Raw genomic sequence first — 26,522 nt, 5'->3', positions numbered from 1 at the left:
AATCCCTCACGCACTTCTACTCGTGATGCTGCCGGCTCCCACCGCCACGACCGGCGCCTCGCCGGGCCATCGGCCGGGTCACACCGTTAACACGAGAAACATGCAACACCGTTGACTCGTTTCAATGATGATCATAGAGTCCGACGCCGACGGCCTCGGCCTGCGCCCGCGATCCGGCTTTCCGCATGGGTGCGACCGCCCCTCGCCGCTCTGACGGTGGGTCAGGGGCCGTGCTCGACCGCACCACCTGCACCGCCCCGTACCTGACAACTCCGGGAGCAGCAAGTGAACAGACGTCGCACGGCCGTCGCGGCCGCCTCGGCACTCGTCACCACCTTCGCGCTGACCGCCGCGCTCGCCGGCCCTGCCACCGCGGTGCCCGGCGCCGCGGCCCAGCCCGCCGCGGAGCAGACCCGGACGGGGGCGGTCGCCACCGCGACCGACCCCGTCACCCATGAGGAGAACGACCGCGTCCCGAAGGGCTCGCTCTGGACGCAGCACTACTTCCCGTCCTCGGACGGCTCCGACACCGAGCTGCACGCCGACGTCCTGCTGCCCGAGGGGCTGGCCCCGGGCAAGAAGGTGCCCGTCATCCTGTCGGTCGGCCCCTACTTCGGGCACTCCGGGCAGACCGATCCCGAGGGCTGGAAGCACACCGGCCCCTCGTCCCGCTTCCAGGACTTCGTCGAGGGCACCGACCTGTTCGCCCAGGGGTACGCCTTCGTCATGGTGGACCTGCGCGGCTTCGGCGGCTCCACCGGCTGCCTCGACTGGGCCGGTCCCGGCGAGCAGGCCGACGTCAAGGCGGCGATCGACTGGGCGGCGAAGCAGCCGTGGAGCACGGGCGCGGTCGGCATGTACGGCAAGTCGTACGACGCCGTCACAGGCCTGATCGGCAACAACCTGAGCCAGAAGGCCCTCAAGGCCGTCGTCGCCCAGGAACCCGTATGGGACATGTACCAGTACATCTACTCCAACGGGGTGCCCCGCCCGAACGTCACCGGCACCGCCAACGCCTACAACTCCATCGCCACGATTCCCCAGATGGCGGACGACGACGCGCACTACCTGGCCAACGCCCAGTGGGAGAAGACCCACCCGGAGTGCCTCACCCAGAACTCGGCCGGGTACAAGATCGCGGACCAGTGGGACAAGCACTGGACCGACCGTGACCTGGCGAAGATGGCCAAGGGCACCAAGACCCCGCTGTTCGTCACCCAGGGCTTCATCGAGAACAACACCAAGCCCGAGGAGATGCAGGAGTACCTCGACAACCACGAGGGCCCGCAGCGCGGTTGGCTCGGCCAGTGGGAGCACGTGCGTGGCGGTGACCGCACCAGCGACGGGCGCCTGTCCATGGGACGCGAGGGCTGGTACGACGAGACCCTCTCCTACTACGACGAGTACCTCAAGGGCATCAAGCCGCAGGTGAAGTACCCGGCCTACGTCGTCGAGGACTCCACGGGTGCCTGGCGCGCCCAGAACACGTGGCCGGTCGTGAAGCGGTCCGTCACCCTCCCGCTCGGCAACGGCTCGTACCTGGACGACGGTGGCGCCTCGGGCCGTGCGGCCCTGGCCGCGGCCGGCGAGCCGACGTCGCAGACGCTCGGGAAGCCGTCCGGTCAGTGGGACATGGAGAACGCGCCCGCGACCGACCAGGCCGCCCCGCAGGGCCTGGCCAGGGGGCTGGCGAAGCTCCAGAAGGACGGCAAGGTCACATCGAGCTTCTTCGCGTGGTCGAAGCCGGTCGGACAGTCCGTGCGCCTCACCGGCACCCCGCAGGTCTCGCTGACCGCTGAGGGTGAGGGCAACGTCATGCTCAAGCTGTACGACGTCGCCCCGAACGGCAAGGCCGTCATGTTCGACGAGCAGGTCTCCCTGCTGCGTGAGGGCCGGATGACCGTCGATCTGAAGGCGACCGACTGGACCCTGGCCGCGGGTCACGTCCTGGCCGTTGAGGTCGGCTCCATCCAGACCGGCTCGTGGCGTGCCAAGCCGTCCGGCCAGACGATCGAGGTCAAGGGCGCGCAGCTCAAGCTGGCCCTGGACGACCCGGCCCGCGACACCGCCACCGCCGGCGCCCGTTCCCCGTTCCTGGACACCTACCTGCGCCAGTACACGGTGAACCTGCCCGCCGGTCCCGCCTCGTTCACGGTGACCCCTGGCGGCCACCTCTGAGTCGAGCGGCAACACCCGACGAGGGTCCCAACCACCAAGGTTGGGGCCCTCGTTGGCATATTGGCGGGCCAGTCCGCGAGTCGCGCGACCCAGGCAAGGGTGCAAGGGGTGCGGCAACGCACCGCCACCGCACACCGGCCACAGGCTCTTGCCGAACGGGCCATGCCCGGCTCATCCGTCGTTCACGGAACCCCATGAGGCTCCAGAGGCTTTCCGCGCATCCATCACCGAGCTTGCCGAGGACGGAACATGTGCCTTGACGGACACTGCGAGCACAACGTGAAGCCCCTGGAGCCCGACACCGCGGACGCCGGCGACGCCGGTGCCGGACTCGGACGCCGGCGACTGCTGCTGGCGGGAGGTGCCGGCGCGGCCGCCCTCACCCTCACCCCGGTCTCCTTCGCGCGGGCGGCCGACGGTTCGGCCGACGCCGCGCCGGCGAACGGCAGCGAGGCGACCCGCACCATCACCGGCTTCCTGGAGACCGGCGTCGCGGACTTCGTCTACCTGCCGGTGGAAGTCCCCGGAGGAATACGGAAGATCGCCGTCTCCTACTCCTACGACAAGCCGTCCGTACCGTCGGGTGTCCCGGGCAACTCGTGCGACATCGGCGTCTTCGACGAGCGCGGGACCGCGCTCGGCGGCCGCGGATTCCGCGGCTGGTCCGGCGGTTTCCGCACCTCGTTCGAGATCGGCGCCGGCGAGGCCACGCCGGGGTATCTGCCCGGTCCGGTCAACCCGGGCACCTGGAACATCGTCCTCGGCCCCTACCAGGTGGCGCCTCAGGGCATGAACTACCGGGTGGAGGTGACGATCACCCACGGCGACCCCGGCCCCGCCTTCGTACCGCACCACCCCCCGCAGCGGGCGAAGGGCCGCGGTCGCGCCTGGTACCGCGGCGACTGCCACCTGCACACGGTCCACTCCGACGGAAAGCGCCTGCCGGCTGAGGTCGCGGCCGGCGCGCGCGCCGCGGGGCTGGACTTCATGGTCTCCACCGACCACAACACGTCCTCCTCGCACGCGGTCTGGGGCGAGCACGCCGGTCCGGACCTGCTCATCATCCCGGGCGAGGAGGTCACCACGCGCAACGGGCACTGGCTCGCCCTGGGCGTTCCGGCCGGTGAGTGGGTCGACTGGCGCTACCGCTCGCGCGACGACGCGTTCGACCGGTTCGCGCGTCAAGTCCACCGCAACGACGGCCTCGTGGTGCCCGCGCACATGTACTGCGCCTACGTGGCCTGCCAGTGGAAGTTCGGTTTCGAGAACGCGGACGCCACAGAGGTGTGGACCGGTCCGTGGACCTATGACGACGAGCACGCGGTCAGCACCTGGGACCAGAAGCTGGGCGAAGCGGTCCGCACCGGAAAGCGCTGGCTCCCGGCCATGGGCAACAGCGACGCGCACAGCGAGCCGCAGGTCATCGGTCTGCCACACAACGTCGTCCACGCGGACGACCTCGCCACCGACTCGCTCATGAAGGGCATCCGGGCGGGCCGCAGTTGGATCGCCGAGTCCTCCTCGGTCGAGCTGGCCTTCACCGCCACCGGCGGCGGCAGGCAGGCCGGGATCGGCGAGAAGCTCACCGTGCCCGCCGAAGCACCGGTGGACATCCGCCTCGACGTCCGGGGCGTGCCCCACGGCACCGTCCGGTTCATCACCGACGAGGGCCAGATGCACCAGGAGTCCGTCGGCGCCTCCGGCACCGGCACGGTGGTCTGGCGGACCACCGCCTCGCTCGCCGCCTATGTGCGCGCCGAGGTCCGCCACGCGATGGCCGACGGCTCCCCCGGCCAGGGCAACACCATGGGCGACGCGCTGCTGTTCGGGCCCATGGCCGCCATGACCAACCCGGTCTTCCTGGAGACGAAGGGCCGGTGACGTACGCGGTCGGGGGCGGTCTACGCGAGACCGCCCCCGACCGGCGTTGTCAGGTGGCCGGGGTTCCCGGTGAGCCGGGCGGGGACGCCTCAGCCCAGACCGTGCGCCCGCTTGTACTCCATCGTGTAGGCGAGCTTCCCGGGCTTGGCGTCGGAGTACGGCTTGCTCAGCTTGTTGAACTCGCCCTTGTTGACAGCGCTGCCGTCGTTCCACCGCTCCAGCGCGCCGAGTTCGGCGGCGGTGAAGCCGCTGTCGACGACGGCGCCCTTGGGCAGCGCCGTCATCGTCTCGGTCAGGGACTTGACGGTGGACAGGTAGTTGTCGAGGTCGTTCGGGTTCCAGTCGGCCAGGTCGATCGGCTTGGCGTCGCGGACCCAGCTGCCCCAGTAGAACTCCTGGAACGGCAGCCCGTTCTGCGCGTAGCCGATGTCACGGCCGAAGTAGAGCAGGCTGCGGTACTTGTCGTCGGTGAAGTTGGCCAGACCCACGCTGCTCGGCAGCTTGTTCACCGTGACCTGGTTGCCCTCGGGGCCGCGCAGGTACACCCACTTGTGCGCCTTCATCTCGTCCCAGAAGGCCTGGCGGGGCAGGTTGCTCAAGTTGGCCTGCACCCGCAGCCGGACGTGCAGGTCGGCCCCGCCGTCGGGGGTCTCGTAGAAGGAAGTGAGCGTGTGGTGCCCGTCGGTGAGGAACGGTTCGCCGCCGGGGCCGATGACGACGGTCTTCATGGGAGCGATGCTGTCCGCCGTCTCCGCCCCGACGGGGAGTTCGCACGTGAACGACGACGGGTCGTCAAGTCGCGCGCCGGGAGACACGGTTGCCGCGGCGGCTCGGCCGTCGGCCTCGCACCAGTCGTCGAACTTCTTGTTGATCGCGTCCTTGCCGAGGGTGTAGCGGCCGAGCTTGTAGTACACCTCGTCGTAGCCGAGCGACGGCTGGGTCGGGTGCACGTCGCCGATGCGGACGTCGAGCAGGTCACCGGGCTGGGCGCAGAGGTACCGCGAGAACGGCGTGCTGCGGTTGTCGTGGCCGCAGAACGACGGCCGGGTGCCCGGAGCACCGGGTGCGGCGGCGGCGACCGGCGCCAGCGCGGCGACGCCGGACCCGATGACGGCGAGGGCCACTCCGAGGGCCGAGGCCCGGCGGGACGGAGATCCGAAGCGCATCACACCTGCTCCTTGCGATATGGGGAATGTCGACGGTCAGCGTCTGGCCGATCACCCAATGCACTGGATCGTCCCGGTGACATCCGGCGGAGCCGTAGGTGAACAATTCACCGCCAACCGGCTTCCGTACGGAGCTTCCTGCCGGATCCCCGCACGCGCCGCTCAAGAACCGCCACCCGCAATTCAACTTTTCGCACCTCCGAAGATGTTGCGAGCATGTCAACACATCCCTTACGTTTACGCGCGTCAACTCAACCTATGCGCCGTGGAGTTGACGGCGTGCCCGGCACCTGCTGACCCCCCACCGCGACCGGCACTCACCCACCGCTCGCAGCTCCGACGCTCCACTCCCGACCGTCGATGGCCGTCACCACGGCCACCCAGGCCCAAGCGCATCGCAGTGTCCCTCCACACCTCTGGGAGCACCAATGCCTTCAGCCACCTTCTCGCGGTTCAGACCCGGCAACACCGGTACCGGCCCGCGCCGGACGTTCGCCCGTGCGGCCGGGCTGCTGGCCGCCGCCCTGACCCTGCTGGTCCTGCCCGGCACCGCCCAGGCGACGGCGGCCGGCGACCCCGGGACCTCCACCGGGACCCCGGTGCGCATGACGCACCCGGACCAGGACCACGCCGGATCCGGACTCCAGCGCCCGGGCGCGGCATCACTGTCGGCCGTCGCCCCGCTCGCCGTCAGCACGGGTCCGGCCGGCCTCGACGTCAGCGGCTACCAGGGCAACGTCGACTGGACGTCCGTCAAGAACAAGGGCGCCGCCTTCGCCTACGTCAAGGCCACCGAAGGCACCACCTACACCAGCCCCTACTACTCCCAGCAGTACAACGGCGCGTACAACGCCGGACTGATCCGCGGCGCCTACCACTTCGCGCTGCCCGGCAACTCGAGCGGTGCCGCGCAGGCCGACTGGTTCGTCAGCCACGGCGGCGGCTGGACCGCCGACGGCAAGACGCTGCCGCCCGCCCTGGACATCGAGTACAACCCCTACGGGGCCACCTGCTACGGGCTGAGCCAGAGCGCGATGGTCTCCTGGATCCGGGACTTCAGCAACCAGGTGCGCACCAAGGTCGGGCGCTACCCGACGATCTACACCACCACCGACTGGTGGACCACCTGCACCGGCAACAACAGCAGCTTCGGGGCCACCAACCCGCTGTGGATCGCCCGTTACGCCTCCAGCCCCGGCACGCTGCCCGCCGGCTGGTCGGCCCAGACGATCTGGCAGTACGCCGACTCCGGAACCTTCCCCGGCGACCAGGACACCTTCAACGGCACCCTCACCGACCTCCAGGCCTTCGCCAAGGGCGGCGGCTACAACCCTCCGCCGACCGCCAGTTGGCCCACGGTGAAGCAGGGGGCCTCCGGTGAGCGGGTGAAGACCGTCCAGTACCTGCTCAACGCGAACGGTTCCGCGTTGACGGTGGACGGCGCGTTCGGGCCGGGGACCGACTCAGCGGTGCGTTCGTTCCAGTCCGCGCACGGCCTCGGCGTGGACGGCATCGTCGGACCCGCCACCTGGCAGGCCCTCATCGTCACCGTACGGCAGGGCTCGTCGGGACCCGCGGTCCAGGCGGTGCAGAGCCAACTCAAGGCACGCGGTTCCGCGTTGACGGTCGACGGTGCGTTCGGGCCCGCGACCGACTCAGCGGTGCGTTCGTTCCAGTCCGCGCACGGCCTCGCCGTGGACGGCATCGTCGGTGCCAACACCTGGCAGGCCCTGGTCGCTTGACCTTCGGGGCGTCGTCACCAGTAGACACCCGTAGTCACCAAAGGAGGAGACTTCCATGAACCCGGCACGACACCCCCAGCGAAGCATCGACCGCCGCACCCTGTTCCGGAGCGCGGCGGGCGTGACGGCCGCACTCGGCGTGGCAGCGGTCACCGGCGTCGCCACGGCGGGCACGGCCTCGGCCTACGGCTGGAGCCGTACCCTCCAGCAGGGCGCCTCCGGCTCCGACGTGGTGGAGCTCCAGATCCGCGTCGGCGGCTGGGCCGCCAACAGCGCCTCCCAGACGTACGTCGCCTGGGACGGCGCCTTCGGCCCGGGCACGGCCGCCGCCGTCCAGCGCTTCCAGTCCGCCTACGGCCTGGGCGCGGACGGCATCGTCGGCCCGCAGACCCAGAGCGTGCTCAACAGCCTGGAGGCCGGCGACGGATCGACCGCCCACTTCAACTTCAGCGAGTTCTACTCCAAGGACGGCTCCGGCTTCAACAACGGCAAGGTCGGCTCCGCGACGGTCAAGGACAACGTCCGCCGGCTGATGTACAAGCTGGAGGCGGTGCGCAAGAAGGCCGGCAACAGCGCGATCACGATCAACTCCGGCTTCCGGAGCATCGCGCACAACGCCGCCTCGGGCGGCGCGTCCAACAGCATGCACCTCTACGGCGTCGCCGCCGACATCGTCGTCTCCGGCCACAGCACCCTGCAGACCTACCGGATCGCCGAGACCTGCGGCTTCTCCGGCCTCGAGGCGTACACGAACTCGTGGCAGCACTGCGACAGCCGCGTCCAGTACCCCTCGTACGGCTCCGGCTCGTGGTGGTGGGAGAGCGGCGTGGCGTGACCCGCCCGCCCCGGCACAACCGGCCCGTCCGCGCCGTCATGGCACGGACGGGCCCGTCCGGTCGTGGCCGGTGTTCGGGGAGCCGCCCATCATGCGCAGCATGGACAGCCCGCCGGTCCGCCAGAACCGCACCAGAAGCAGCGCGGTGAGGAGGAGAAAGGCGATGTTGAGCCAGGTGGTGTAGTTCCAGCGGATGCCTTCCATGGGGAGCCTCGCGTCGGCCTGGTCGGGGATCAGGCCCAGGCCGCCGAAGGCGAATTCCACGACGTAACCGGCGACGACCATCGCGAGGTAGAACGTGCCCAGCAGGAAGACGGCCATCCGGGCGCCGTAGTACTTCCGGTAGATGTTGAGGATCGGCAGGATCAGCAGGTCGGCGAAGATGAACGCCACCACGCCGCCGAAGCTGATGCCTCCCTTCCACAGCACCACCGCCAGCGGCACGTTGCCGATCGAGCACACGAACGAGGCGATCGCCACCAGCGGGCCGATCACGGGGCCCCACAGCTTGGCGGCGAGCGGGTGGCCCTCGAAGAAGAAGGTGCGCCAGAACGAGTCCGGGACCCAGGCGGCGACGGCACCGGCGATCAGCAGGCCGACCACCAGGTCGCGCAGGATCGCCGCCCATTCCATGACGAAGACGTGGCTGACTGCGGTGAAGCCCTCGCGGGAGACCAGACGCCGGGTGAAGGAGCCCTCGCGCCGCACGGACATGTCCATCGCCGCGTGGCCCTCCATCGACCCGGCCAGGCCCCGTTCCGCCTGCTCGCGGGCCTGGCGCAGCAGCCTCTCGCGCAGGAACAGCCGGAAGAGGACGGCCAGCAGGATGATCATGACGGGCCCGCCGACGAACTCGGCGACAGTGAACTGCCAGCCCATCAGCAGCGCGAGGATGACACCGAGCTCGACGACGAGGTTGGTGGAGGCGATCTCGAACGCCATCGCCGCGGTGAAGTCGGCGCCCTTGCGGAACAGGGAGCGGGCCAGCGCCACCGCGGCGTAGGAGCAGGACGAGGACGCCACGCCGAGCCCGGCGGCGACGGCGAGCGTGCGGGGACGGTCGTCGCCGAGCAGTGCGACGACGGTGGACTTGCGGACCACGGCCTGGACGACCGCGGACAGGGCGAAGCCCAGGATCAGGGCCCAGGTGATCTCCCAGGTCATGGACCCGGTGATCGACAGTGCGTGCAGTACGGCGTGCATCTGTGCAGCCTTCCCTGCAAGGCGCGGCACACGACCGAGGGACACGCCCGCCGCCGGGGTCAGGACAGCGGGGACCTGACTACGACGCCCTCGTCACCGGCGGTGGACGCTGACGGCATAGCCGCCGCCCTCGTACGGGTCGGCGTCCCAGGTGGCGAAGCGGTCGACGAGGGTGAGGCCGGCCGTGGCGCAGCAGTCGTCGTACTCGGACAGGGTGATGCCGGGCGGCACGGGCAGGTGGGCTTCGTCCAGGCCGAACCCGGCGACCAGCAGTCCGCCCGGGCGCAGGGCGGCGGCCAGGCGCTCGACCACGGCGGCCTCGGTGCCGGCGGCGAGCAACGGGAAGATGTTGCCCGCGGCGACCACGAGATCGAAGTCCGCCGCGATGCCGAGCAGGTCCGGCTCGAACGTGGCCAGATCGGCCTGGAACCAGGGCAGCTCCGGCGCCTGCTTCCGCGCCACCGCCAGCATCGACGCGTCGAGATCCACCCCGACGCAGTCGTACCCCAGCTCCGCGAGCCGGATCATGACCCGCCCGGTACCGCACCCGGCGTCCAGCACCCGCGCCCCGGCAGGCACGAGAGCGGCACAGAACCGCGCCTCACCGTGCATGTCCTTGCCACTCCGGGCGAGCGCCGCGAACCGCGCGGCGTAGTCCTCGCCGGACGTCTCCCCGGTCAGTTCCCTCCAACGGCTCATGCGGCCCACTATAGGTCGACCGTGTGGCAGGGGAGTCCTGGTGGACCGGGGGGGCAACCACTGTCGGTCACTCGGGAGTGACCGGGTGCGCAGGCGGCCGTGTCGGAGCGTCACCAGACCCGGCCGGGTGGGGCGTGTCCGGCCGGGCCACCCTGCTTCGAGGAGTGGCGCCGTTCAGGGTGCGGTCAGGGAAGCCGGTAGTCCCCGTTCAGCGCGGCTCCCGCCTCGGGGTGCGTCTCGTCGTAGCCGCGTGCGTCGCACTGGAGGCCGCCGACGATGCAGTGGCCGACCATGGCCGCCAGCGTGGGCGCGTCCCAGGCGTTGAAGAAGTCGTAGTGGAAGGACCAGGCGGCCCCGCTCGACAGCCTCACCCGGGACATGTCGCCGTTCACCGGGAACGCCATCTTGAACTCGATCATCGGCAGCGCGACGGGGTGGTCGGCCGGGCAGATGTTGTCGTTCGTGCCGGGCTTGACCACCGGATAGGCCATGTGGCTGCGGTGGTCGGGGGTGTCGAGATACTTGGCGTCCCAGCAACTCGGCGCCTGGAAGCGGATGTTGAGTTGCACGTCGGGCCGGTTGGGACAGTTGGCGGGGAAGTCGACGTTGAAGTAGCTGTCGCCGCACTCCCAGCCCTCGACGAAGCCGGGGCTGTTGCGGAACTCCTGGGCGCTCTGCAACGGGTTGCCCACCACGAAGCGCAGCCCCTTGGGGAAGGGCCGCACGCTGGTGTAGTCGGTGACGCCCGCCTTGTAGTAGATCGTCTGCGGGCCGACCGGCAGCACCGGCTGGTCGCCGTTGTAGAGAGTCGGCACCCAGTAGCCCGACCGGTCGCCGGGCGCCTTGCAGGTGGTGCCGCCCGCGTCCAGTGACGCGGTGGTGCTGTTCGCGTCGGTCGTGGTGTTGCCCATGAAGGTGTGGTCGTGGGACTTGCCCGGCTGCTGCGGATAGACGATGGGGTCGTCGGGCCTGGTGTGGGTGAACGAGCAGTTGGCCTGGAACTCGTGGAAGTAACGATGGGGCGGGTTCCCGGCGGACGGGGTGACGCCGGTGACCGGCGGGTTCGCCGGGATGTAGCCGTCGCCGTCCGGGTCCTCGACCGAGAAGGCGGTCGACGCGGCCATGGCGTGCCCGGAGTGGCCGGCCGCGAAGGACTTCGCCGCCGCACTGCCGGGCGCGGGCGGCCCGGCGCTGGTGGCGACGCCGGCCACACCGAGCGAGCTCATCAGCAGCGCTCCGGCGATCAGCATTCCTGACAGGGCTTTCGATCTCCGTGGCATGGAGACCTCCTGAACTCAGGGGGTGAGAAGTGGGGGCTGAAGAAGGACGAGCGGGCACCGACCTGACGGCGTGTCACACACACCTCGGCGGTGGGCGGGCGCTCTCCTGCCCTGGGAGTGTTGAGGCCCTGACGCGCGGGTGTCAAGGCATGCCACAGAAGGATCAGCACTGTTGCGCCGGCCTCATTTCCTGAACACCACCTCCCCCCAGGTGGACACGGGTGCCGTCAACGCTTGAAAAGTTTCCCGTGTCCGGGGGCTTGCCCACCCCTCGGTCTCATCAGTTAAATCAAGATGTGAACTAAGCACCGCAGGCGTGTAGTTGAGCTTGCGCACGTCATGTACGCCGCCCCGCCCTCCTCGCGAACACTCGCCCATCGCATCCGCAGGGACCCGTATGAGACTCAGATCCATGGGTGTCGCGCTCGCCGCAGCGGCAGCGCTCATCGCCCTTCCCGCCACCCAGTCGCCGGTCGCCGCGGCGGCCGGGACTCCGCTGTCCCAGGGCAGGACCGCCACGTCGCCGTCCGGCCAGAGCGCCGGCGTCGCGGCCGCCTGCGGCACCGGCAACGCCGCCCTGGGCAAGCCCGCGTCGGCCTCCTCCACCGAGAACGCGGGCACCCCGGCCTCAGCCGCCTTCGACGGAGACCCGGGCACCCGCTGGTCCAGCGCCTTCTCGGACCCGCAGTGGGTGCAGGTCGACCTCGGCTCGGTCCAGAACCTGTGCAAGGTGGACCTGACCTGGGAGACCGCCTACGCCAAGGAGTTCCAGATCCAGGCCTCCGCCAACGGCCAGAGCTGGACCACGCTGAGGAGCGTCACCGGCGCGACCGGCGGCACCTCCTCCTACGACGTCAGCGGCTCGGGCCGCTACCTGCGCGTCTACGGAACGGTCCGCTCGACCGGCTACGGCTACTCGCTCTGGGAGGTCGCCGTCCACACCGAATCGTCCGGCGGCGGCACCCCGCCCGTCCAGGGCGGCGGCGACCTGGGGCCGAACGTCATCGTCGTCGACCCCTCCACCCCCAACCTCCAGCAGAGGTTCGACCAGATCTTCGCCCAGCAGGAGTCCAACCAGTTCGGCGCCGGCCGCTACCAGTTCCTGCTCAAGCCGGGCACCTACAACGGGATCAACGCCCAGATCGGCTTCTACACCTCGATCTCCGGGCTGGGCCTCAACCCCGACGACACCCAGATCAACGGTGACATCACCGTCGACGCGGGCTGGTTCAACGGCAACGCCACCCAGAACTTCTGGCGTTCGGCGGAGAACCTCGCCATCAGGCCGTCGCACGGCGACGACCGGTGGGCCGTCGCCCAGGCGGCGCCGTTCCGCCGCATCCACGTCCAGGGCGGCCTCAACCTCGCCCCGAACGGATACGGCTGGGCCTCCGGCGGGTACATCGCCGACTCGAAGATCGACGGCACCGTCGGACCGTACTCACAGCAGCAGTGGTACACCCGCGACAGCTCGGTGGGCGGCTGGACCAACGGCGTGTGGAACATGACGTTCACCGGAGTGCAGGGGGCGCCGGCGACCGACTTCGCCACCGGCTCGTACACCACGCTCGACACCACGCCGATCTCGCGCGAGAAGCCGTTCCTCTACCTCGACGGCAGCACCTACAAGGTCTTCGTACCCGCCAAGCGCACAGGCGCCCGCGGTGTGTCCTGGCCGGCCAACGCGGGCACCTCCCTCCCGCTCGACCAGTTCTACGTCGTCAAGCCGGGCGCTACCGCCGCCACCATCAACCAGGCACTGTCCCAGGGTCTCAACCTCCTGTTCACGCCCGGCGTCTACCACCTGGACCGGACCATCGACGTCACCCGCGCGAACACCGTGGTGCTCGGACTGGGCCTCGCCACCCTCGTGCCCGACAACGGCGTCGACGCGATGCACGTCGCCGATGTCGACGGCGTCCGGCTCGCCGGATTCCTGATCGACGCGGGCACCGTCAACTCGGACACCCTCCTGCGGGTCGGCCAGCCCGGCTCCTCCGCCGACCACTCCGCCAACCCGACCACGGTGCAGGACGTGTTCGTCCGCATCGGCGGCGCGGGCCCCGGCCTCGCGACCAACTCGGTCGTCGTCAACAGCAACAACGTCGTCATCGACCACACCTGGCTGTGGCGCGCGGACCACGGCAGCGGCGTCGGCTGGAACACCAACCGGGCCGACTACGGCCTGTGGGTCAACGGCAACGACGTCCTCGCCACGGGCCTGTTCGTCGAGCACTACAACAAGTACGACGTGTACTGGAACGGAGAGCGCGGCCGGACGATCTTCTTCCAGAACGAAAAGGCCTACGACGTCCCGAACGCCGCCGCCATCACCCACGACGGCATCGTCGGCTACGCGGCCTACAAGGTCGCCGACACGGTCAACACGCACGAGGCCTGGGGGCTGGGCAGCTACTGCAACTTCACGGCCGACCCCACGATCGTCCAGGCCCATGGATTCCAGGTGCCGGTCAAGTCCGGGATCAAGTTGCACGACATTCTGGTGATCTCCCTCGGCGGCCAGGGCCAGTACGCCCACGTCGTCAACAACACGGGCGCGCCCACCTCGGGAACGAGCACCGTGCCGTCCAAGGTGGTCCAGTTCCCCTGACCGGGGACGGATGACCGGCCCAAGCCGGCGATAGCACGCGGCGAGTCACCACCGGTGGCTCGCCGCCTGCCTTGGCAGGAACCGGGTTGCATTTCCGGGGAAGTCGGCAAATCCAGCGGGCCGAGTTGCCCGGTGGCGCCGCTATCTCCCTCTGGGGGACGGCAGCTTCACCGCCACCGCGATCATCGCGCCGGTGGTGGTCGCGGTCGTCGTCCTGGCCGTCACCAACGGCTTCGACTGGACCGGTGACCACTTCAAGGACGACAAGCCGGACCTGTACGTGACCGGCTCCCGGTCCCCGAGGGTCGCCGTCTCCGAACGGCCGGCGCCGTCGGCCCCCGCCACCCCGTCGGAGGACTCCCCGGCGCCGGCCGCCCCGGCCGCCTCCCCCGACCGGGCCACGCTGGTCGGCCTGGACAGCGGGGAGTGCCGCGCCTCTCCGACCACCGTGAAAGCCGCCGCCGACCTCGACGGGAACGCGGACTTCGCGACCGTGCGCTACTCGGGAGGGCCGTCCCTTTCGCAGGAGATCACCGGCGGCCGGACCCTGAGCATCGCCCTGCGCGCGTCGTCAGGAACCGGCCCCGTCGGCCGCGCCCGCCACGGCGTCCTCGCGGCGGGCCACCACCACTCCGACGACACCGACGATCAGCAGTACGGCGACGGTGCCGAGGGTGAAGGCTTCGAACGAGGTACGCGAGACACCCCAGACGTCGTGGAAGACGTAGTCGATGCCGAAGAGGTGTTCCAGGACTCCGGGGAAGAGCGCCGACCACGATCCGATCAGGATCCAGGCGTAGACGAGTGCCGCGCAGAGCAGGAAGCCGCGACTGCCGAAGGGGACGCTGTAGGGCCGCGGGACGTCCGGCCGGCGGATCCGCAGCAGGACCAGGGCGGGAATGACGACCAGGTAGGACAGCAGCAGGGTGGTGACCGCGACGGTGAGCACCACCGCGAACACGTCGGCCGCGTCGCCGTTCGCGAGACGCATGGCGGCGAGCATGAACACCGTGGCCACGGCTCCGGAGAGCAGATTGGTGCGCACCGGCGTACCGAGCCGCGGGTGGAAGGCGCCGAGGGCGCGGCTGAAGAAGCCCCCGTCGGCGGCGGCCATGGCCTGCATGCGGTCGCTGACGATCATCCAGGCGCTGCCCTGGGTGAGCAGGGCGAAGACGAACATGACGGCGGTGAGCTTCAGCAGGGGGCCGGCCGCTCCGCCATAGACGCTGAAGACGAGCCGGGCACCCTCCATGAAGCCGCCGATGCCGGTGACCTGCTGCTTGGGTACGACGGCCAGGAGGGCGAGGACCGGCAGCAGATAGCAGCAGGCCGCGACGGTCGCGGAGCGTCCGAGTGCGGCGGGCACGTCGCGCTGGGGGTCGTGCATCTCCTCACCGGCGGCGTTGGGTGCTTCGAAGCCGACGTAGGCGAACAGCAGGATCGGCACCAGGGCGAGAAAGCCGGCGGTCGTCGGGGTGAAGCGGGTGTCGGTCAGGCCCTGGAAGCCGTGCCGCGCCCCGTAGAGCACGGCCGTGAGGGTGAACACGGTGAGGGCCAGGACCTTCGCCGCCGCGCCCGCGGTGGTGATCCATTTGCCGCGGCGCAGGGAGACGACGGCCGTGAGAATGGCGATCCAGACGAACAGCAGCTTGAAGGTGTAGTCGGCCACCGTGCCCGAGCCCAGGTGGAAGACGAAGCCGTCCCAGGTCTGCGAGGCGAGGAAGACCAGTGAACCGCCCAGCCAGACGGGGTTGGTGACCCAGTAGAACAGGGTCGTGAGCGCGGCCGCCGGACGGCCGAGGGCGAGCTTGACCCATACGTACGGGCCGCCTTCCTGAGGGAACGCGGCGCCGGTCTCGGCGAACAGCAGGGCGTAGGGAACGAGGAAGAAGAGGGCCATGACCGCCGTCCAGGTGGCGGCCTCGCCGCCGCCGGTGGCGATCTGCCCGACGGTGTCGAAGGAGATGACCGCGGCGATGGCCATGGCGGTGATGTCGAAGCGCTTGAGGCTGCGTTGCAGGGCTCCGGCCGCGGGCTCGGACGTGCGTGGTTCGGTCGTCGAGAGGTTGGAGGACACGGGCAGTTCCTAGGAGGGAGAGGAGTAACTGCGAGGGGGCGCGTGCGGGCGCCGTGACGGCGTGGAGTCCGTGTCGGGTGGTGCTGGGCGAGGTCCTGTCGTCAAACTCCCGGCGTCCGCCCGAAGGGCGGGCCTCACGGCGTCAGGTGCGTGCTCTGGGGGTCCCCCCTGCTCGGAGAGCTTGGGGGAGTGCCGGGCCCTGGCCCACGTACTGGATGCACTTGGGCCGGAGCCCGGTGCGGCGAGTGGGGGTCCCCCCTGCTCGAAGAGCTTGGGGGAGCGTGCATGGCGTCGCGGGGCAGACGGGAGTTTGACGACAGGGCCTAGGTCCTGTCGTCACATTCCCGTCGTCGCCCGAAGGGCGGCTCCGCGGCGTCTGGTGCGTGCTCTCGGCGTGCCGGGCGGAAGTCCTCGTACTGGACGTACTTGGGCTTTCGCCCAGTGTGGCGAGAGTGCGTGCCAGGCGTCGCGGGGCAGACGGGAGTTTGACGACAGGGCCTAGGAGGCCCGGCCGTGGGCCGGGCCTCCCTCTGGGCGTCAGGCGGCGCGGATCTCGCCGGTGGGCTCGGTGCGCTCCAGGACGCCACGCAGCGCGGAGGCGGCTTCCTTGGCCTCGGCCTCGGTCATGATCAGCGGCGGGGAGAGCACCAGGCTGTGTGCGGAGTCGCGCACGATCACGCCGGTCTCGCGGCGGATGACGTCGTGGGGCATCCGGTCGGGGTTCAGGGGCAGGGGTGCGCGGGTGGCGCGGTCCTGGACGAGTTCGACGGCGAGCATCATGCCGACCGAGCGGATTTCACCGACGATGGGCAACTCGCCGATCTGGGCCTTGAGTTCACCGTGGAGGAAGGCACCAAGACTCGTCGCGCGGGCGAGCAGGCCCTCCTTCTCGATGATGTCGAGGTTGGCGGTGGCGACCGCGGTGGCGACGGGGTGCCCGTTGTAGGTGTAGCCCATGGGGAAGCCGTGGTCGCGCAGCAGGACCTCGGCGACGTGGTCGCCGACCAGGAGGGCGCCGAGCGGGACGTAGCCGGAGGTGATGCCCTTGGCGGTGACGATGATGTCCGGGGTGACGTCGAAGTACTGGGCGGCGAACCACTCGCCGACGCGGCCGTAGGCGGTGACCACCTCGTCGAAGATCAGCAGGATGCCGTGCCGGTCGAGGACTTCGCGCACCCGGGGCCAGTAGTCGGCCGGCGGGACGAGCATGCCGCCGACGCCCATGATGGGTTCGCCGATCATCGCGGCGATGTTCCGCGGGCCGATCTCCGCGATGCGCTCCTCCAGTTCGCGGATGAGGAAGTCGGTGACCTGCTCGGGGCTCAGCGGCTGGTCGCCGTAGAGCTCGGAGCGGTACGGCCACGGCGGCGTGAGGTGGGAGACGTGCGGCATCATCGGGGCGAAGCCCTCGTGGTAGACGGGGAAGCCGGTGGCCGAGCCGCCGCCGTAGCCGATGCCGTGGTAGGCCTTGCTGCGCGCCAGGATCCAGGTCCGGCTGCTCTCCCCGCGCCGGTGGTGGTAGTAGCGGGCCATCTTGATGGCCGCCTCGTTGCCCTCGGAGCCGCCCGATGTGAAGTAGACGTGGTTCAGGGGGTCGGGGGCGATGGAGGCGAGGCGTGCGGCGAGTTCGATCGCGCGCTCGTTGGAGAACTCCCAGAAGCTGGTGAAGTACTCCAGCTTCTTCATCTGCTCGTGGGCGACGTCGGCCAGGTCCGTGCGGCCGTGGCCGACCTGGGCGAGCCAGAGTCCGCCGGTGGCGTCGAGGTAGCTGCGGCCCTCGGTGTCGGTGAGGCGGCAGCCGGAGCCGGAGGTCATGACGACGCGCTCGGTGGCGGTGCCCGGCAGGTAGGGGTGGATGATGTGCGCCCGGTCCAGCTCGATGAGGTCGGCGGCGTTGCTGGTCATGAGGGGGTGCGTCCTTTGCTCGGTGCCGGTGGTGGGTGTGGTGGCCGGGAGGCCTGGTGTCGCCGGCGCGGTCAGCCGTAGGCGATCCAGGTCGTCTTCAGGCCGGTGTACTTGTCGAAGGAGTGCAGGGAGAGGTCACGGCCGTGACCGGACTGCTTGAACCCGCCGAAGGGGGTGAACGGGCTGAGCGCGTCGACGGTGTTGACGGAGACGGTGCCCGCCTGAAGGGAGTCGGCGACGCGGTGGGCCCGGCCGACGTCCCGGGTCCACACGGACGCGGCCAGTCCGTAGGCGGAGTCGTTGGCGAGGCGGACCGCCTCGTCCTCGTCGTGGAAGGGCAGCACGGTCAGCACGGGGCCGAACAGTTCCTCCCGGACGAGCGGGGCGTCGGGTCCGAGGCCGGTGACGACGGTGGGGTCGAGGTAGGCGCCGTCGCGGTCGGGTCGCGTGCCGCCGCACACGAGCGTGCCGCCCGATGACCGCAGGGCTTCGAGGACGCGTTCCACCTGGGCCTCGTCGACGAGCGGTCCGAGACGGGTCGCGGGGTCGAGCGGGTCGCCCGGCAGCCAGCCGCGGACGTGTTCGGCGACCCTGGCCGTGAACTCCTCGGCGACGGACGCCTCGACGAGCAGGCGGGTGTTGGCGGAGCACACCTGGCCCGAGTTGTAGACGAAGCCCCAGGCGGCGCGTTCCGCGGCGGCCTCCAAGTCGGCGTCGGCGAAGACCACGTTGGGGCTCTTGCCGCCGGCCTCGGGCCACACCTGCTTCATGTTCGACTCGGCCGAGTAGGCGAGGAACCGCTTGGCCACGGCGGTGGAGCCGGTGAAGACCAGAGTGTCCACGTCCGGGTGGAGACCGAGAGCACGCCCGGTCGTCTCCCCCGGGCCGGGGACGACGTTCAGTACGCCGTCGGGAAGGCCGGCCCGCGAGGCGAGTTCGGCCAGCAGCAGCGCCGACAGCGGGGACTGCTCGGCCGGCTTCAGCACGACGCTGTTGCCCGCGGCCAGGGCGGGCGCCAGCTTCCAACTCGCGATGTCGAGGGGGAAGTTCCAGGGCACCACCGCGCCCACGACGCCCAGCGGGGCGCGGCGCACGAGGGCGAGGTTCCCGGGCGGGGCCGGGGCGACCTCGTCGTAGAGTTTGTCGACGGCCTCCGCGTACCAGGCGAAGACGCCGGCCGCGCCGGGCACGTCAGTGCCGTGGGACTCCGCGATGGGCTTGCCCATGTCGAGGGTGTCGCAGAGGGCGAGTTCCTCGCTGTTCTCCTCGATGAGGCGGGCGAGGGCGAGCAGGACCCGCTTGCGCTCGGCGGGTGCGGTACGCGACCAGCGGCCGTCCTCGAAGGAGGTGCGGGCCGCGGTCACGGCCCGGTCGACGTCGGCGGCCGAGCCGGCTGCCACATGCGCGGTGGTCTTGCCGGTCGCGGGGTTCACGGTCGGGATCCACTGGTCGTCGGCGGGGTCGCTCCACGCTCCGTCGATGAACAGGCGCGTGCGTGGCGTGAGGTCGGCGGCGCGCTGCCGCCAGTGGGCGTACGTCTGCATGCTGTGGCCTTCGATTGCGTCGTGGGACGTGGGCGAACCGGTGCCCGTTCGGATCGGGTGCGGCCTGGGCCGTCTCGATCGGGTGTGGCCCGGCCCCTCTCAGGGGCCGTCCGGAAACGGCGGGCGCGACGGGGCGGGCGGCTCGGCAGCGCGTGCCTGCGCCGGTTTCTTTGAGTCGAGATTCAAACAATAGGTGAACCCGCCGTCAATGCTTCTGACTGAAACTTCTTGCGAAAACTGAGACGGGTATCAGAGAATTGGCCACCATGGGGAAAGTCGGTAGACCACGCAACCAGACGGCACGCAGGCAGGCCCTCGTCTCCGCCGCGGGACGGGCCATCGCGGAGCGCGGGCTCGAGGGCCTGCGCATCAAGGACATCGCGGACGCGGCGGGCGTCTCCCAGGGCTCGGTCCTGTACTACTACCCCGAGCTCGACGACCTCGTACTGGAGGTGCACCGGGGCGCGGTCGAGAGCTACCTGTCCTCGCGGCAGGGGGCCTACGACGAGGCACCCGCCGAGGATCCGGCGGCACGGCTTCGGGCCCTGCTGCACAGCGGTCTGCCGAGCATGACGGAAGACCCGGTCCACGGGCTGCTGTACGAACTGCACCGGCGCGCCGGCCGCAGCCCCGGCCACGCCGAGCTGATGACCTCCCTCTTCGCCCGGGAGGTCGCTCTCTACACGACCGCCCTGGAGGTCGGCGCCGCGACCGGTGTGTTCTCCCTCGCCGCGTCCGCGCACGATCTGGCGCACGGGCTGGTCGCCCTGGAGGACGGCTACGGTCTGCACATCGTCAGCCGCAACGCGGCTCTGCGGCCCGACAGGGCCCGTGAGCTGATTCTGGCCCATGCCCGGGCGGTGACGGGCTGCGCCGGCCTGTAGGGCTCGGCGGGCACCGCTCGGCTCCGTCCCCGATGAGCGGCTGCCGGCTCAGACCTCGGCGGACCGGGCGGCGGCGATCTCCCGCAGCAGGTCCATCACCGCTCGGGCCCGGGCGGTCTGGGTCACGCCCTCCAGGGAGGCCATCCTGACTTCGAGCGGGGAGGCGTCCCGGAGCTGGAGTTCCGCGATCTCGCCGCCGCCGTAGGTCTGGCTGGTCGCCGGGCGCTGATTGAGCACCGAGTAGCCGAGTCCCCGGGCCACCAGGGAGCGCACGGTCTCGTAACTCTGGGTGCGGTAGCGGACGTCGGGCGCGGTGCCCGTGGCGGCCACCAGCGCGCGGAAGTAGTCGCGGCTGTGGGGAAGGTCCAGCAGGACGAGCGGTTCCGTGGACAGCTCGGCCAGCTCCACGCTGCCCTGACCCGCCAGCGGGTGATCGGCCGGGACGATGACATAGGCGGGGGCGCGGGCGATGGTCTCGCTGCGCAGGTCCGGCTCGGCCGACAGACCGAGGTGGTAGGTGAGGGCGAAGTCGATGCGTCCCGCAGCCAGGGCTTGGACGAGCTGGTCCGTCTCCGCCTCCACCACGTCGATCTCGATGCCCGGATAGCGTCTGGTGCACTCGCTGAACAGGTGGGGCAGGTAGTAGGGGGCCAGGGTCACGAAACAGCCGACGGCCACCGGCCCGGAGATGGTCTCGCCCTCTCCCCGGGCCTCCCGTTCGACCTCGCGGGCACGGGCCAGCAGATCCCTCGCCTGCTGCTGGAGCCTCTCCCCGGCGGGTGTGAGGGTCAGCCCCCGGCCCCGCCGGCGGATGAACAGCTGCGCCTGGAGGTCGCGCTCCAGGTTGTGGATGGCCGCGGACACGGCGGACTGCGCGATGTGCAGCTCCGCCGACGCCTCCGTCATCGAACCGCGCTCGGCGGCGACGAGGAAATAGCGGAGCTGAACGAGCGTGAAACCCACTGGTGCCGTCATACGTGACCCTTGCGCCGGGCGATCCGTGTCGGTGCCGACCTTATGCGGCACGGTCTAGCGGACCTCGGCTGCGGCCGCTTCGGGCACGTCCTCGGCCACGTTCTCGGGCACGTCCTCGGGGCGCAGCAGGGCGGAACCGGCGGTCTCCCGCAGGGACAGGGCGGCCACGAGACCGCCGGCGGCGAACACCGTCAGGTACGGGCCGGGCACCAGGGTGCTGCCGGTCGCGGAGATGAGCACGGTCATCAGGTACGGCACGGTGCCGGCGAACAGGGCGGCGGTCACGTTGTAGGCGATGGACAGACCGCTCTGACGCGTGCGGTGGGGAAGGTCTCCGCCGACCACACCGCGTACGTGCCGTGGTGCGCCTCCAGCGCGAGGGCGTAGGCGGTCTCGTAGCCGAGTGCGGGGCTGAGCGCGGTGACCAGTCCGGTGGAGGCCGCGACGGTCTCCGCGAGCCGGTTCCGGTTGGCGGTGATGCCCCGTACGCAGTGTTCGGTGAGGACTTTGATGCCCGCGGTGAGGTGGTCGAGGCCGGCACTCAGACTCCGGTGGATGACCGGTTCGAAGGCGTTGAGCTGGAGCTGGCCGCCCTCGGCGGCGAGGGTGACGGTCACGTCGTTGCCGATGACCTCGAACGCGATCTGGTTGACCGCCTCGGGGATCACCGGATTGACCTTGCCGGGCATGATGGACGATCCGGCCTGCCGTGCGGGGAGGTTGATCTCGCCGAGCCCGGCCTGCGGTCCGGAGGACAGCAGACGCAGGTCGTTGCAGATCTTGGACCCGGGCGGAACGTCTCCCGGGTGCTTCCACGGCACGCGATCGGTCCGCGCGGCCATGGCGGCGGCCGCCCCCGTCACGCCGCCGCTCCCCCGGCCGGGACGCCCCGGTCCACGCCGGTCCAGGCCAGGGCGATCGCCCCGTCGAGCAGGGCCCGCTGCGCCGCCGCGCCCACGCAGTACGCGGCGAACTCGTGCTGGTGGTTGGTGGCGGGCAGGGATCCGATGCCGATGTAGGGGTGGATGGCCGGCACCACCTGCGAGACGTTGCCCATGTCGGTGGAGGCGCGGTTCATCCGCGCGGCCTGGCCGGGCGGCGCGAACTCCCGGCCCAGGACGAGGGCGTTCGCACGATAGTGCCCGAGGGCGGTCTCGTCCGTGCGGAACTCCGCGTACGGCTTGCTCTCCGGCTCGATCTCCAGCTCGCAGCCGGTCGCGAGGGCCCCGGCCTCGAAGGCCCGCATGACCCGCGGCTCCAGCTCGGCCAGTTCGGCGAGTGTCTCCGCGCGTACGTACCAACGGCCGGTCGACCGCTCCGGGATGGCGTTCGGGGCGTCCCCGGCGTGGGTCACCACACCGTGCACCCTGGCCGAGCCCGGCAGTTGCTGGCGCAGCAGGCCGATCGCGACCTGGGCCACGGTGAAGGCGTCGGCCGCGTTGACCCCGGCCTCCGGGTAGGCCGCGGCGTGCGCGGACTTCCCGGTGTAGGAGATCCTGGAGTGGCTGACCGCGAAAGGGCGGGCCTCGGCGACGTCGACGGGCGCCGGGTGCACCATCATCGCGAGGTCCACTCCGGCGAAGGCGCCCCAGTCGAGCATCTCGATCTTCCCGCCGCCGCCTTCCTCGGCCGGGGTGCCGTAGACCTCGACGGTGAGGCCGGCGTCGTCGGCGACGGCGGCCAGGCCGAGCGCGGCCCCCACCGAACTCGCGGCGATGAGGTTGTGCCCGCACGCGTGGCCGAGGCCCGGCAGCGCGTCGTACTCGGCGCACAGCGCGATCCGGACGGGCCCGCTGCCGAACCGGGCGAGGAACGCCGTCTCCAGGCCCAGGTAGGACGAGGTGACGTCGAATCCGGCGCGGTCCAGCAGTTCCGGTACGGCGGCGGCGGCCCGGTGTTCCTCCCAGGCGGTCTCCGGGTCGGCGTGCAGCCGCTCGGAGAGCCCGATCAGCTCCTCGGCCCGGCGGTCGACCACCAGCCGGGCCGCCTCCTTCAGCGCGCTCGTCACAGGTCGCCCGGGACGCCGTAGGAAGGAGCGGCGGCGGGGTCGAGTCCGCGCCGCACATAGTCGTCCCGCTGCGGCAGCCAGACGTCGAGGAGTTCGCCGAGCCGGTCCACGGGATCCTCGGCCCAGTCCACCCGCAGGTCGGTCACCCGCCAGTCCACGTCCGCGACGACCGCCAGGCCCGCGGAGTACACCGGCCCCTCCTCGCCGCCGGCCGCGACGGCGGCCTTCAGGGCGGTGAGCAGACGCTCCTCGAGCTCCCCGCCGGCCGCGGCGTAGGCGTCGAGGAGAACGCCGGGGATGTGCTCGCCGGACAGCATGTTGCCGGCCGCCACCGCGCCGTCCGCGGTGGCCGAGGCGTGCTTGCCGAGGGTCTGCGAGCCACTGTGGGCGAACCCGGCACCCAAGCGGCCCAGCACGGTCAACTGCCGGTACTCGATGGACTTCGCGTTCCGCGCCGCGCCGGTGACGTCGGCCAGGGCGCGCTCCGCGTCGCCGTGGTCGGCCAGCCCGTCCAGCAGGCTCGTGCCGAGCGTGGGGTCGGTGACGTTCTGCGAGGCCGCCGCGCCGACCCCGGGCCGCAGATGGACGACCCGGGCGGCGACCGCCGGACTCGACGAGCTGGCCACGATGCCGAACCGCTGACCGTCGCGCACCACCAGGGAGAAGGTCATGCCCGCGCCTCCTCGGGGATCACGGCGATCGCGTCGATCTCGCACAGCCACTCCGGGCGGGCCAGGGCGGAGACGACCAGGCCGGTGGAGATGGGGTGCACGCCCTTGGTCCAGCGGCCCACGGTGCGGTACACCGCCTCGCGGTAGCGCGGGTCGATCAGGTAGATCGTCAGCTTGACCAGGTGCTCCATCCGGCTGCCCGCTTCTTCGAGCAGCATCTTGATGTTGGCCATCGCCTGCTCTGCCTGGGCCTCGGCGTCGCCGATACCGACCGACTCGCTGGTGTCGAGGTTCTGGCCGATCTGCCCCCGGACGTACACCGTGTCGCCGGCGACGACGGCCTGGCAGAGGTCGTTGTCGAGGTTCTGCTCGGGATAGGTGTCGCGCGTGTTGAACGGCCGGATCCGGGTGTGCCCGCCGGCGGTGATCGGGGCCCGCGCCTGGCGGCCCTCGCTCGTCGAGTTCATCGTCTGCTCCTCAGTTCGTCAGGGCCGCCGGCGTGGCGCCGGGCCGGTCGGTGGTGCCGTACGCGAGGTAGCCCCGCTGGGTCGCGATGTGGTCGGCGACATATCTGGCGTCGTGCCACACACCCCAGATGAAGCTCGATCCGCGGCGGGACAGCCAGGGCAGGCCCAGGAAGTAGACGCCGGGTTCGGAGGACACTCCTCGCCGCTGGTCCGGCCGGCCGTTCTCGTCGAACGCGTCGACCTCGAGCCAGCCGTAGTCGGTGACGAAGCCCGTCGCCCAGACGATCGAGGTGACGCCGGCGCCGGCCAGGTCGAGCTCCAGGAGGGGACTGGTCACGCAGTCCGGGTCCGGTCCGAGGACGTGGGCCTCCGGCTCCTCGGGGAGGTCGAGCCCGTTGCGCTCGACGTACTCGTCGGCCGCCCGCAGGAACGCGAGGTACTTGTCGTCGCCGAGCGCGATGTTCGCGGCGAGATCCGGCGCGAAGCGCAGTACGCCGTCGTCGTAGGACCCGGTCAGGCCGACGAGCTCGATGCCGGTGCCGGCCAGGGCGCGGAAGTCCACGGTGTGGCCGCCGCGAGCGCCGCTGACGGCGATGGTGACGTGTTCGGCACCTCGGGGAGGGGTCTGCGAGTCCCAGATCCCGAGCACCCCGAGCCACCAGCAGAAGTCACGTCCGCGGTACTCGCGGGGAGGGCGGTCGTGCGGACCGACGGAGAGGAAGACCCGGCGGCCGGACCGGCGCAGCTCGTCGGCGATCTGGACCCCCGAGGAGCCGGCCCCGACCACGAGGACCGCGCCCTCGGGCAGCTGCTCCGGGTTGCGGTACCCACTGGAGTGGATCTGCACGGAGACGGCGCCGTCCGGGACGATGGGCGGGATCACGGGTCGCTGGAACGGTCCGGTCGCGGCCACGACGAAGCGCGCGTCGATGGAGCCCTCCGACGTCTCGACCCGGAAGCCGGGCCGGCCGGTGTGCTTGCGCACCGAGGTCACCTCGACACCACACCGGACCGGGGCGCCGATCTTCTCGGCGTACGTGACGAAGTAGTCCGCGACCTGCTCCTTCGAGGCGAAGGCGTCGGGGCCGACGTCGGGGAACTCCAGCCCCGGGAACCGGTCGTGCCACGCGGGCCCGTTGGCGACCAGGGAGTCCCACCGCTCCGAGCGCCACCGCTCGGCGATCCGGTGCCGCTCCAGGACGATGTGCGGTACGCCGTGGGCTCCCAGGTGCTCGCTCATCGCGACGCCCGCCTGGCCCGCCCCGACCACGACTACTTCAGTCTCTTCACTGGGCATTTCAGCCTCCACTCAGGCGGTAGTCCATCCCGGTGTCGCGTTGACTGTGCTACCGCACGAGACATCCTCGGGCGCCCCCGGAAAACTGTCGAACAGATGTTTTCGGTGTGAGTGATCTGATTTCCAGATGCGATCAAGGGGCGTGACGCTGGGCGTGTCGTGTGGGACGGATGGTTACCGTGGGGGTCGGCGCCGGCGACCCCTTGCCGCGTCCGCCCACACGGAAGGGAACCCCTCGATGGTCGATGAGCCGGTCTTGGTGCTAGCGGCAACCGGAGGACAGGGCAGGGCTGTTGCCGACGCGCTGCTGGGCCGCGGGGCCCGGGTCCGCGCGCTGGTGCGCGACCCCGCGCGGAAAGCGGCGCGGGAACTGGCCGACCGGGGTGTCGAGGTGATGGCGGGATCCCTGAGCGATCGCGGGTCGCTCGCCGCCGCGATGAGCGGGGTGGCGGGCGTCTTCGCGTTCACCACCCCCTTCGAGGCCGGCGTCGAGGCGGAGGTGGGCCAGGGACGGGCCATCCTGGCTGCCGCCGGGGAGGCGGGCGTGCCGCATCTCGTGTTCAGCTCGGTCGCCGGCGCCGACCAGGAAAGCGGGGTGCCGCACTTCGAGAGCAAGGCACGCATCGAAGCCGAACTGGCCGCCGGCGACGTGCCCCATACGATCCTGGGGCCGACGTATTTCTTCGACAACGCTCTCGGCGGAGCGGAGCGCGTCCTCGGCGGCGTTCTCGACCTGCCGCTGCCGCCCGACCGGCCGTTGCAGCAGCTTGCCCGCCCCGACCTCGGAGCGTTCGCGGCGGAAGTGCTGCTCAACCCCGCCCGCTACGTCGGGCAGCGCATCGAACTGGCAAGCGACGCGCCCACTCCCGCGCAGATGGCGGCCGCGCTCGGCGCGGCGCTGGGACGGGAGGTCCGCCATCAGCAAGTGCCTTTGACGGCGGTCGCCAACCCGGACATGCACGCGATGTGGACGTTCCTGAACGGACCCGGCTACCGCGTCGACATCCCCGCACTGCACGCCGCTCACCCGGAGATCCCGTGGACCGGCTTCGCCGACTGGGCGCACCGCACGTTCGCGACGGCCCGCTGAGGCAGCCGG

The 26,522-nt window shown here is 70.8% G+C and carries 21 protein-coding genes and 2 pseudogenes; 8 read left to right on the top strand and 15 right to left on the bottom strand.

The features are described 5' to 3' along the window. The first annotated feature begins 285 nt into the window (after nt 1-285). Nucleotides 286-2,178, top strand: coding sequence for a CocE/NonD family hydrolase (locus ACIQFZ_RS16765; protein WP_365419298.1), 1,893 nt, complete (start codon nt 286-288; stop codon nt 2,176-2,178). A 249-nt stretch (nt 2,179-2,427) separates the two neighbouring features. Beyond that, nucleotides 2,428-4,059, top strand: a complete 1,632-nt coding sequence (locus ACIQFZ_RS16760) for a CehA/McbA family metallohydrolase (RefSeq protein WP_402691527.1) — start codon at nt 2,428-2,430, stop codon at nt 4,057-4,059. An 89-nt stretch (nt 4,060-4,148) separates the two neighbouring features. Here the strand turns inward: ACIQFZ_RS16760 and ACIQFZ_RS16755 are convergent, their stop codons facing one another. Further along, nucleotides 4,149-5,225, bottom strand: coding sequence for a ParB-like protein (locus ACIQFZ_RS16755; RefSeq protein ID WP_402691526.1), 1,077 nt, complete (start codon nt 5,223-5,225; stop codon nt 4,149-4,151). 428 nt (nt 5,226-5,653) lie between these two features. Here ACIQFZ_RS16755 and ACIQFZ_RS16750 point away from each other — a divergent pair. The 3 genes and pseudogenes from ACIQFZ_RS16750 to ACIQFZ_RS16740 all read left to right on the top strand — a co-directional run. Continuing rightward, nucleotides 5,654-6,544, top strand: a pseudogene (locus tag ACIQFZ_RS16750) (lysozyme); the annotation flags it as partial. Nucleotides 6,545-6,583: 39 nt separating this feature from the next. Continuing rightward, nucleotides 6,584-6,967: a peptidoglycan-binding protein gene (locus tag ACIQFZ_RS16745; RefSeq protein WP_365419303.1), complete on the top strand. Its 384-nt coding sequence runs from the start codon at nt 6,584-6,586 to the stop codon at nt 6,965-6,967. 55 nt (nt 6,968-7,022) lie between these two features. After that, the gene (locus ACIQFZ_RS16740; protein ID WP_383056774.1) at nt 7,023-7,802 is read left to right on the top strand and encodes a D-Ala-D-Ala carboxypeptidase family metallohydrolase; all 780 of its coding nucleotides are present in this window, start codon (nt 7,023-7,025) and stop codon (nt 7,800-7,802) included. A 36-nt stretch (nt 7,803-7,838) separates the two neighbouring features. On the opposite strand, the gene ACIQFZ_RS16735 is transcribed toward ACIQFZ_RS16740, so the two are convergent. The 3 genes from ACIQFZ_RS16735 to ACIQFZ_RS16725 form a co-directional block, all read right to left on the bottom strand. Beyond that, nucleotides 7,839-9,005, bottom strand: coding sequence for a permease (locus ACIQFZ_RS16735; protein ID WP_365777299.1), 1,167 nt, complete (start codon nt 9,003-9,005; stop codon nt 7,839-7,841). Nucleotides 9,006-9,098: 93 nt separating this feature from the next. After that, nucleotides 9,099-9,704 (bottom strand): class I SAM-dependent methyltransferase, encoded by a 606-nt coding sequence (locus ACIQFZ_RS16730; RefSeq protein WP_365777301.1) that lies wholly within the window; start codon nt 9,702-9,704, stop codon nt 9,099-9,101. Nucleotides 9,705-9,889: 185 nt separating this feature from the next. Then, nucleotides 9,890-10,984, bottom strand: coding sequence for a DUF1996 domain-containing protein (locus ACIQFZ_RS16725; protein ID WP_383056772.1), 1,095 nt, complete (start codon nt 10,982-10,984; stop codon nt 9,890-9,892). Nucleotides 10,985-11,381: 397 nt separating this feature from the next. Between ACIQFZ_RS16725 and ACIQFZ_RS16720 the strand changes: the two genes are divergently transcribed. After that, nucleotides 11,382-13,595, top strand: a complete 2,214-nt coding sequence (locus tag ACIQFZ_RS16720) for a discoidin domain-containing protein (protein ID WP_365777303.1) — start codon at nt 11,382-11,384, stop codon at nt 13,593-13,595. A gap of 141 nt (nt 13,596-13,736) precedes the next feature. Here the strand turns inward: ACIQFZ_RS16720 and ACIQFZ_RS16715 are convergent, their stop codons facing one another. From ACIQFZ_RS16715 to ACIQFZ_RS16700, 4 genes are all read right to left on the bottom strand, one after another. Further along, the gene (locus ACIQFZ_RS16715; RefSeq protein ID WP_402691525.1) at nt 13,737-13,997 is read right to left on the bottom strand and encodes a hypothetical protein; all 261 of its coding nucleotides are present in this window, start codon (nt 13,995-13,997) and stop codon (nt 13,737-13,739) included. 169 nt (nt 13,998-14,166) lie between these two features. Continuing rightward, a complete protein-coding gene (locus ACIQFZ_RS16710; protein WP_365419276.1) occupies nt 14,167-15,672 on the bottom strand; it encodes an APC family permease in 1,506 nt (501 codons plus the stop codon). Nucleotides 15,673-16,209: 537 nt separating this feature from the next. After that, entirely contained in the window at nt 16,210-17,577 is a 1,368-nt protein-coding gene (locus ACIQFZ_RS16705; protein ID WP_402691524.1) for an aspartate aminotransferase family protein, read from the bottom strand. A 71-nt stretch (nt 17,578-17,648) separates the two neighbouring features. After that, complete coding sequence (locus tag ACIQFZ_RS16700) at nt 17,649-19,121, bottom strand: aldehyde dehydrogenase (protein ID WP_402691523.1); 1,473 nt, start codon at nt 19,119-19,121, stop codon at nt 17,649-17,651. A 266-nt stretch (nt 19,122-19,387) separates the two neighbouring features. Here ACIQFZ_RS16700 and ACIQFZ_RS16695 point away from each other — a divergent pair, with 266 nt between their 5' ends. Next, entirely contained in the window at nt 19,388-20,005 is a 618-nt protein-coding gene (locus ACIQFZ_RS16695) for a TetR/AcrR family transcriptional regulator (protein ID WP_402691522.1), read from the top strand. Between the two features lie 48 nt (nt 20,006-20,053). On the opposite strand, the gene ACIQFZ_RS16690 is transcribed toward ACIQFZ_RS16695, so the two are convergent. The 7 genes and pseudogenes from ACIQFZ_RS16690 to ACIQFZ_RS16660 form a co-directional block, all read right to left on the bottom strand. Next, nucleotides 20,054-20,980 (bottom strand): LysR family transcriptional regulator, encoded by a 927-nt coding sequence (locus ACIQFZ_RS16690; RefSeq protein WP_365419265.1) that lies wholly within the window; start codon nt 20,978-20,980, stop codon nt 20,054-20,056. 54 nt (nt 20,981-21,034) lie between these two features. Further along, nucleotides 21,035-21,265: a hypothetical protein gene (locus ACIQFZ_RS16685; RefSeq protein ID WP_402691521.1), complete on the bottom strand. Its 231-nt coding sequence runs from the start codon at nt 21,263-21,265 to the stop codon at nt 21,035-21,037. 80 nt (nt 21,266-21,345) lie between these two features. Continuing rightward, a pseudogene (locus ACIQFZ_RS16680) lies at nt 21,346-21,765 on the bottom strand (lyase family protein); the annotation flags it as partial. 74 nt (nt 21,766-21,839) lie between these two features. Further along, nucleotides 21,840-22,988: a M20 family metallopeptidase gene (locus tag ACIQFZ_RS16675; RefSeq protein ID WP_402691520.1), complete on the bottom strand. Its 1,149-nt coding sequence runs from the start codon at nt 22,986-22,988 to the stop codon at nt 21,840-21,842. Beyond that, complete coding sequence (locus tag ACIQFZ_RS16670; RefSeq protein WP_383056765.1) at nt 22,985-23,659, bottom strand: DUF1028 domain-containing protein; 675 nt, start codon at nt 23,657-23,659, stop codon at nt 22,985-22,987. Before ACIQFZ_RS16670 ends, ACIQFZ_RS16675 begins: the two co-directional genes overlap by 4 nt. Then, entirely contained in the window at nt 23,656-24,126 is a 471-nt protein-coding gene (locus ACIQFZ_RS16665) for a RidA family protein (protein WP_365419251.1), read from the bottom strand. Before ACIQFZ_RS16665 ends, ACIQFZ_RS16670 begins: the two co-directional genes overlap by 4 nt. Before the next feature lie 10 nt (nt 24,127-24,136). After that, nucleotides 24,137-25,423: a flavin-containing monooxygenase gene (locus tag ACIQFZ_RS16660; RefSeq protein ID WP_402691519.1), complete on the bottom strand. Its 1,287-nt coding sequence runs from the start codon at nt 25,421-25,423 to the stop codon at nt 24,137-24,139. 238 nt (nt 25,424-25,661) lie between these two features. Between ACIQFZ_RS16660 and ACIQFZ_RS16655 the strand changes: the two genes are divergently transcribed. Then, nucleotides 25,662-26,513, top strand: coding sequence for an NmrA/HSCARG family protein (locus ACIQFZ_RS16655; RefSeq protein WP_365419245.1), 852 nt, complete (start codon nt 25,662-25,664; stop codon nt 26,511-26,513). Nucleotides 26,514-26,522 lie beyond the last annotated feature (9 nt).

The organism is Streptomyces sp. NPDC093064 (genome assembly GCF_044754605.1).
Lineage (GTDB): Bacteria > Actinomycetota > Actinomycetes > Streptomycetales > Streptomycetaceae > Streptomyces.
This window is presented reverse-complemented; position numbering and strand designations above follow the sequence as displayed.

Coding starts and splice junctions, on each gene's coding strand:
- ACIQFZ_RS16760 (WP_402691527.1), top strand. CDS start 2,428: ATGTGCCTTGACGGACACTGCGAGCACAACGTGAAGCCCCTGGAGCCC.
- ACIQFZ_RS16755 (WP_402691526.1), bottom strand. CDS start 5,225: ATGCGCTTCGGATCTCCGTCCCGCCGGGCCTCGGCCCTCGGAGTGGCC.
- ACIQFZ_RS16740 (WP_383056774.1), top strand. CDS start 7,023: ATGAACCCGGCACGACACCCCCAGCGAAGCATCGACCGCCGCACCCTG.
- ACIQFZ_RS16735 (WP_365777299.1), bottom strand. CDS start 9,005: ATGCACGCCGTACTGCACGCACTGTCGATCACCGGGTCCATGACCTGG.
- ACIQFZ_RS16730 (WP_365777301.1), bottom strand. CDS start 9,704: ATGAGCCGTTGGAGGGAACTGACCGGGGAGACGTCCGGCGAGGACTAC.
- ACIQFZ_RS16725 (WP_383056772.1), bottom strand. CDS start 10,984: ATGCCACGGAGATCGAAAGCCCTGTCAGGAATGCTGATCGCCGGAGCG.
- ACIQFZ_RS16720 (WP_365777303.1), top strand. CDS start 11,382: ATGAGACTCAGATCCATGGGTGTCGCGCTCGCCGCAGCGGCAGCGCTC.
- ACIQFZ_RS16705 (WP_402691524.1), bottom strand. CDS start 17,577: ATGACCAGCAACGCCGCCGACCTCATCGAGCTGGACCGGGCGCACATC.
- ACIQFZ_RS16700 (WP_402691523.1), bottom strand. CDS start 19,121: ATGCAGACGTACGCCCACTGGCGGCAGCGCGCCGCCGACCTCACGCCA.
- ACIQFZ_RS16695 (WP_402691522.1), top strand. CDS start 19,388: ATGGGGAAAGTCGGTAGACCACGCAACCAGACGGCACGCAGGCAGGCC.
- ACIQFZ_RS16690 (WP_365419265.1), bottom strand. CDS start 20,980: ATGACGGCACCAGTGGGTTTCACGCTCGTTCAGCTCCGCTATTTCCTC.
- ACIQFZ_RS16670 (WP_383056765.1), bottom strand. CDS start 23,659: ATGACCTTCTCCCTGGTGGTGCGCGACGGTCAGCGGTTCGGCATCGTG.
- ACIQFZ_RS16665 (WP_365419251.1), bottom strand. CDS start 24,126: ATGAACTCGACGAGCGAGGGCCGCCAGGCGCGGGCCCCGATCACCGCC.
- ACIQFZ_RS16660 (WP_402691519.1), bottom strand. CDS start 25,423: ATGCCCAGTGAAGAGACTGAAGTAGTCGTGGTCGGGGCGGGCCAGGCG.
- ACIQFZ_RS16655 (WP_365419245.1), top strand. CDS start 25,662: ATGGTCGATGAGCCGGTCTTGGTGCTAGCGGCAACCGGAGGACAGGGC.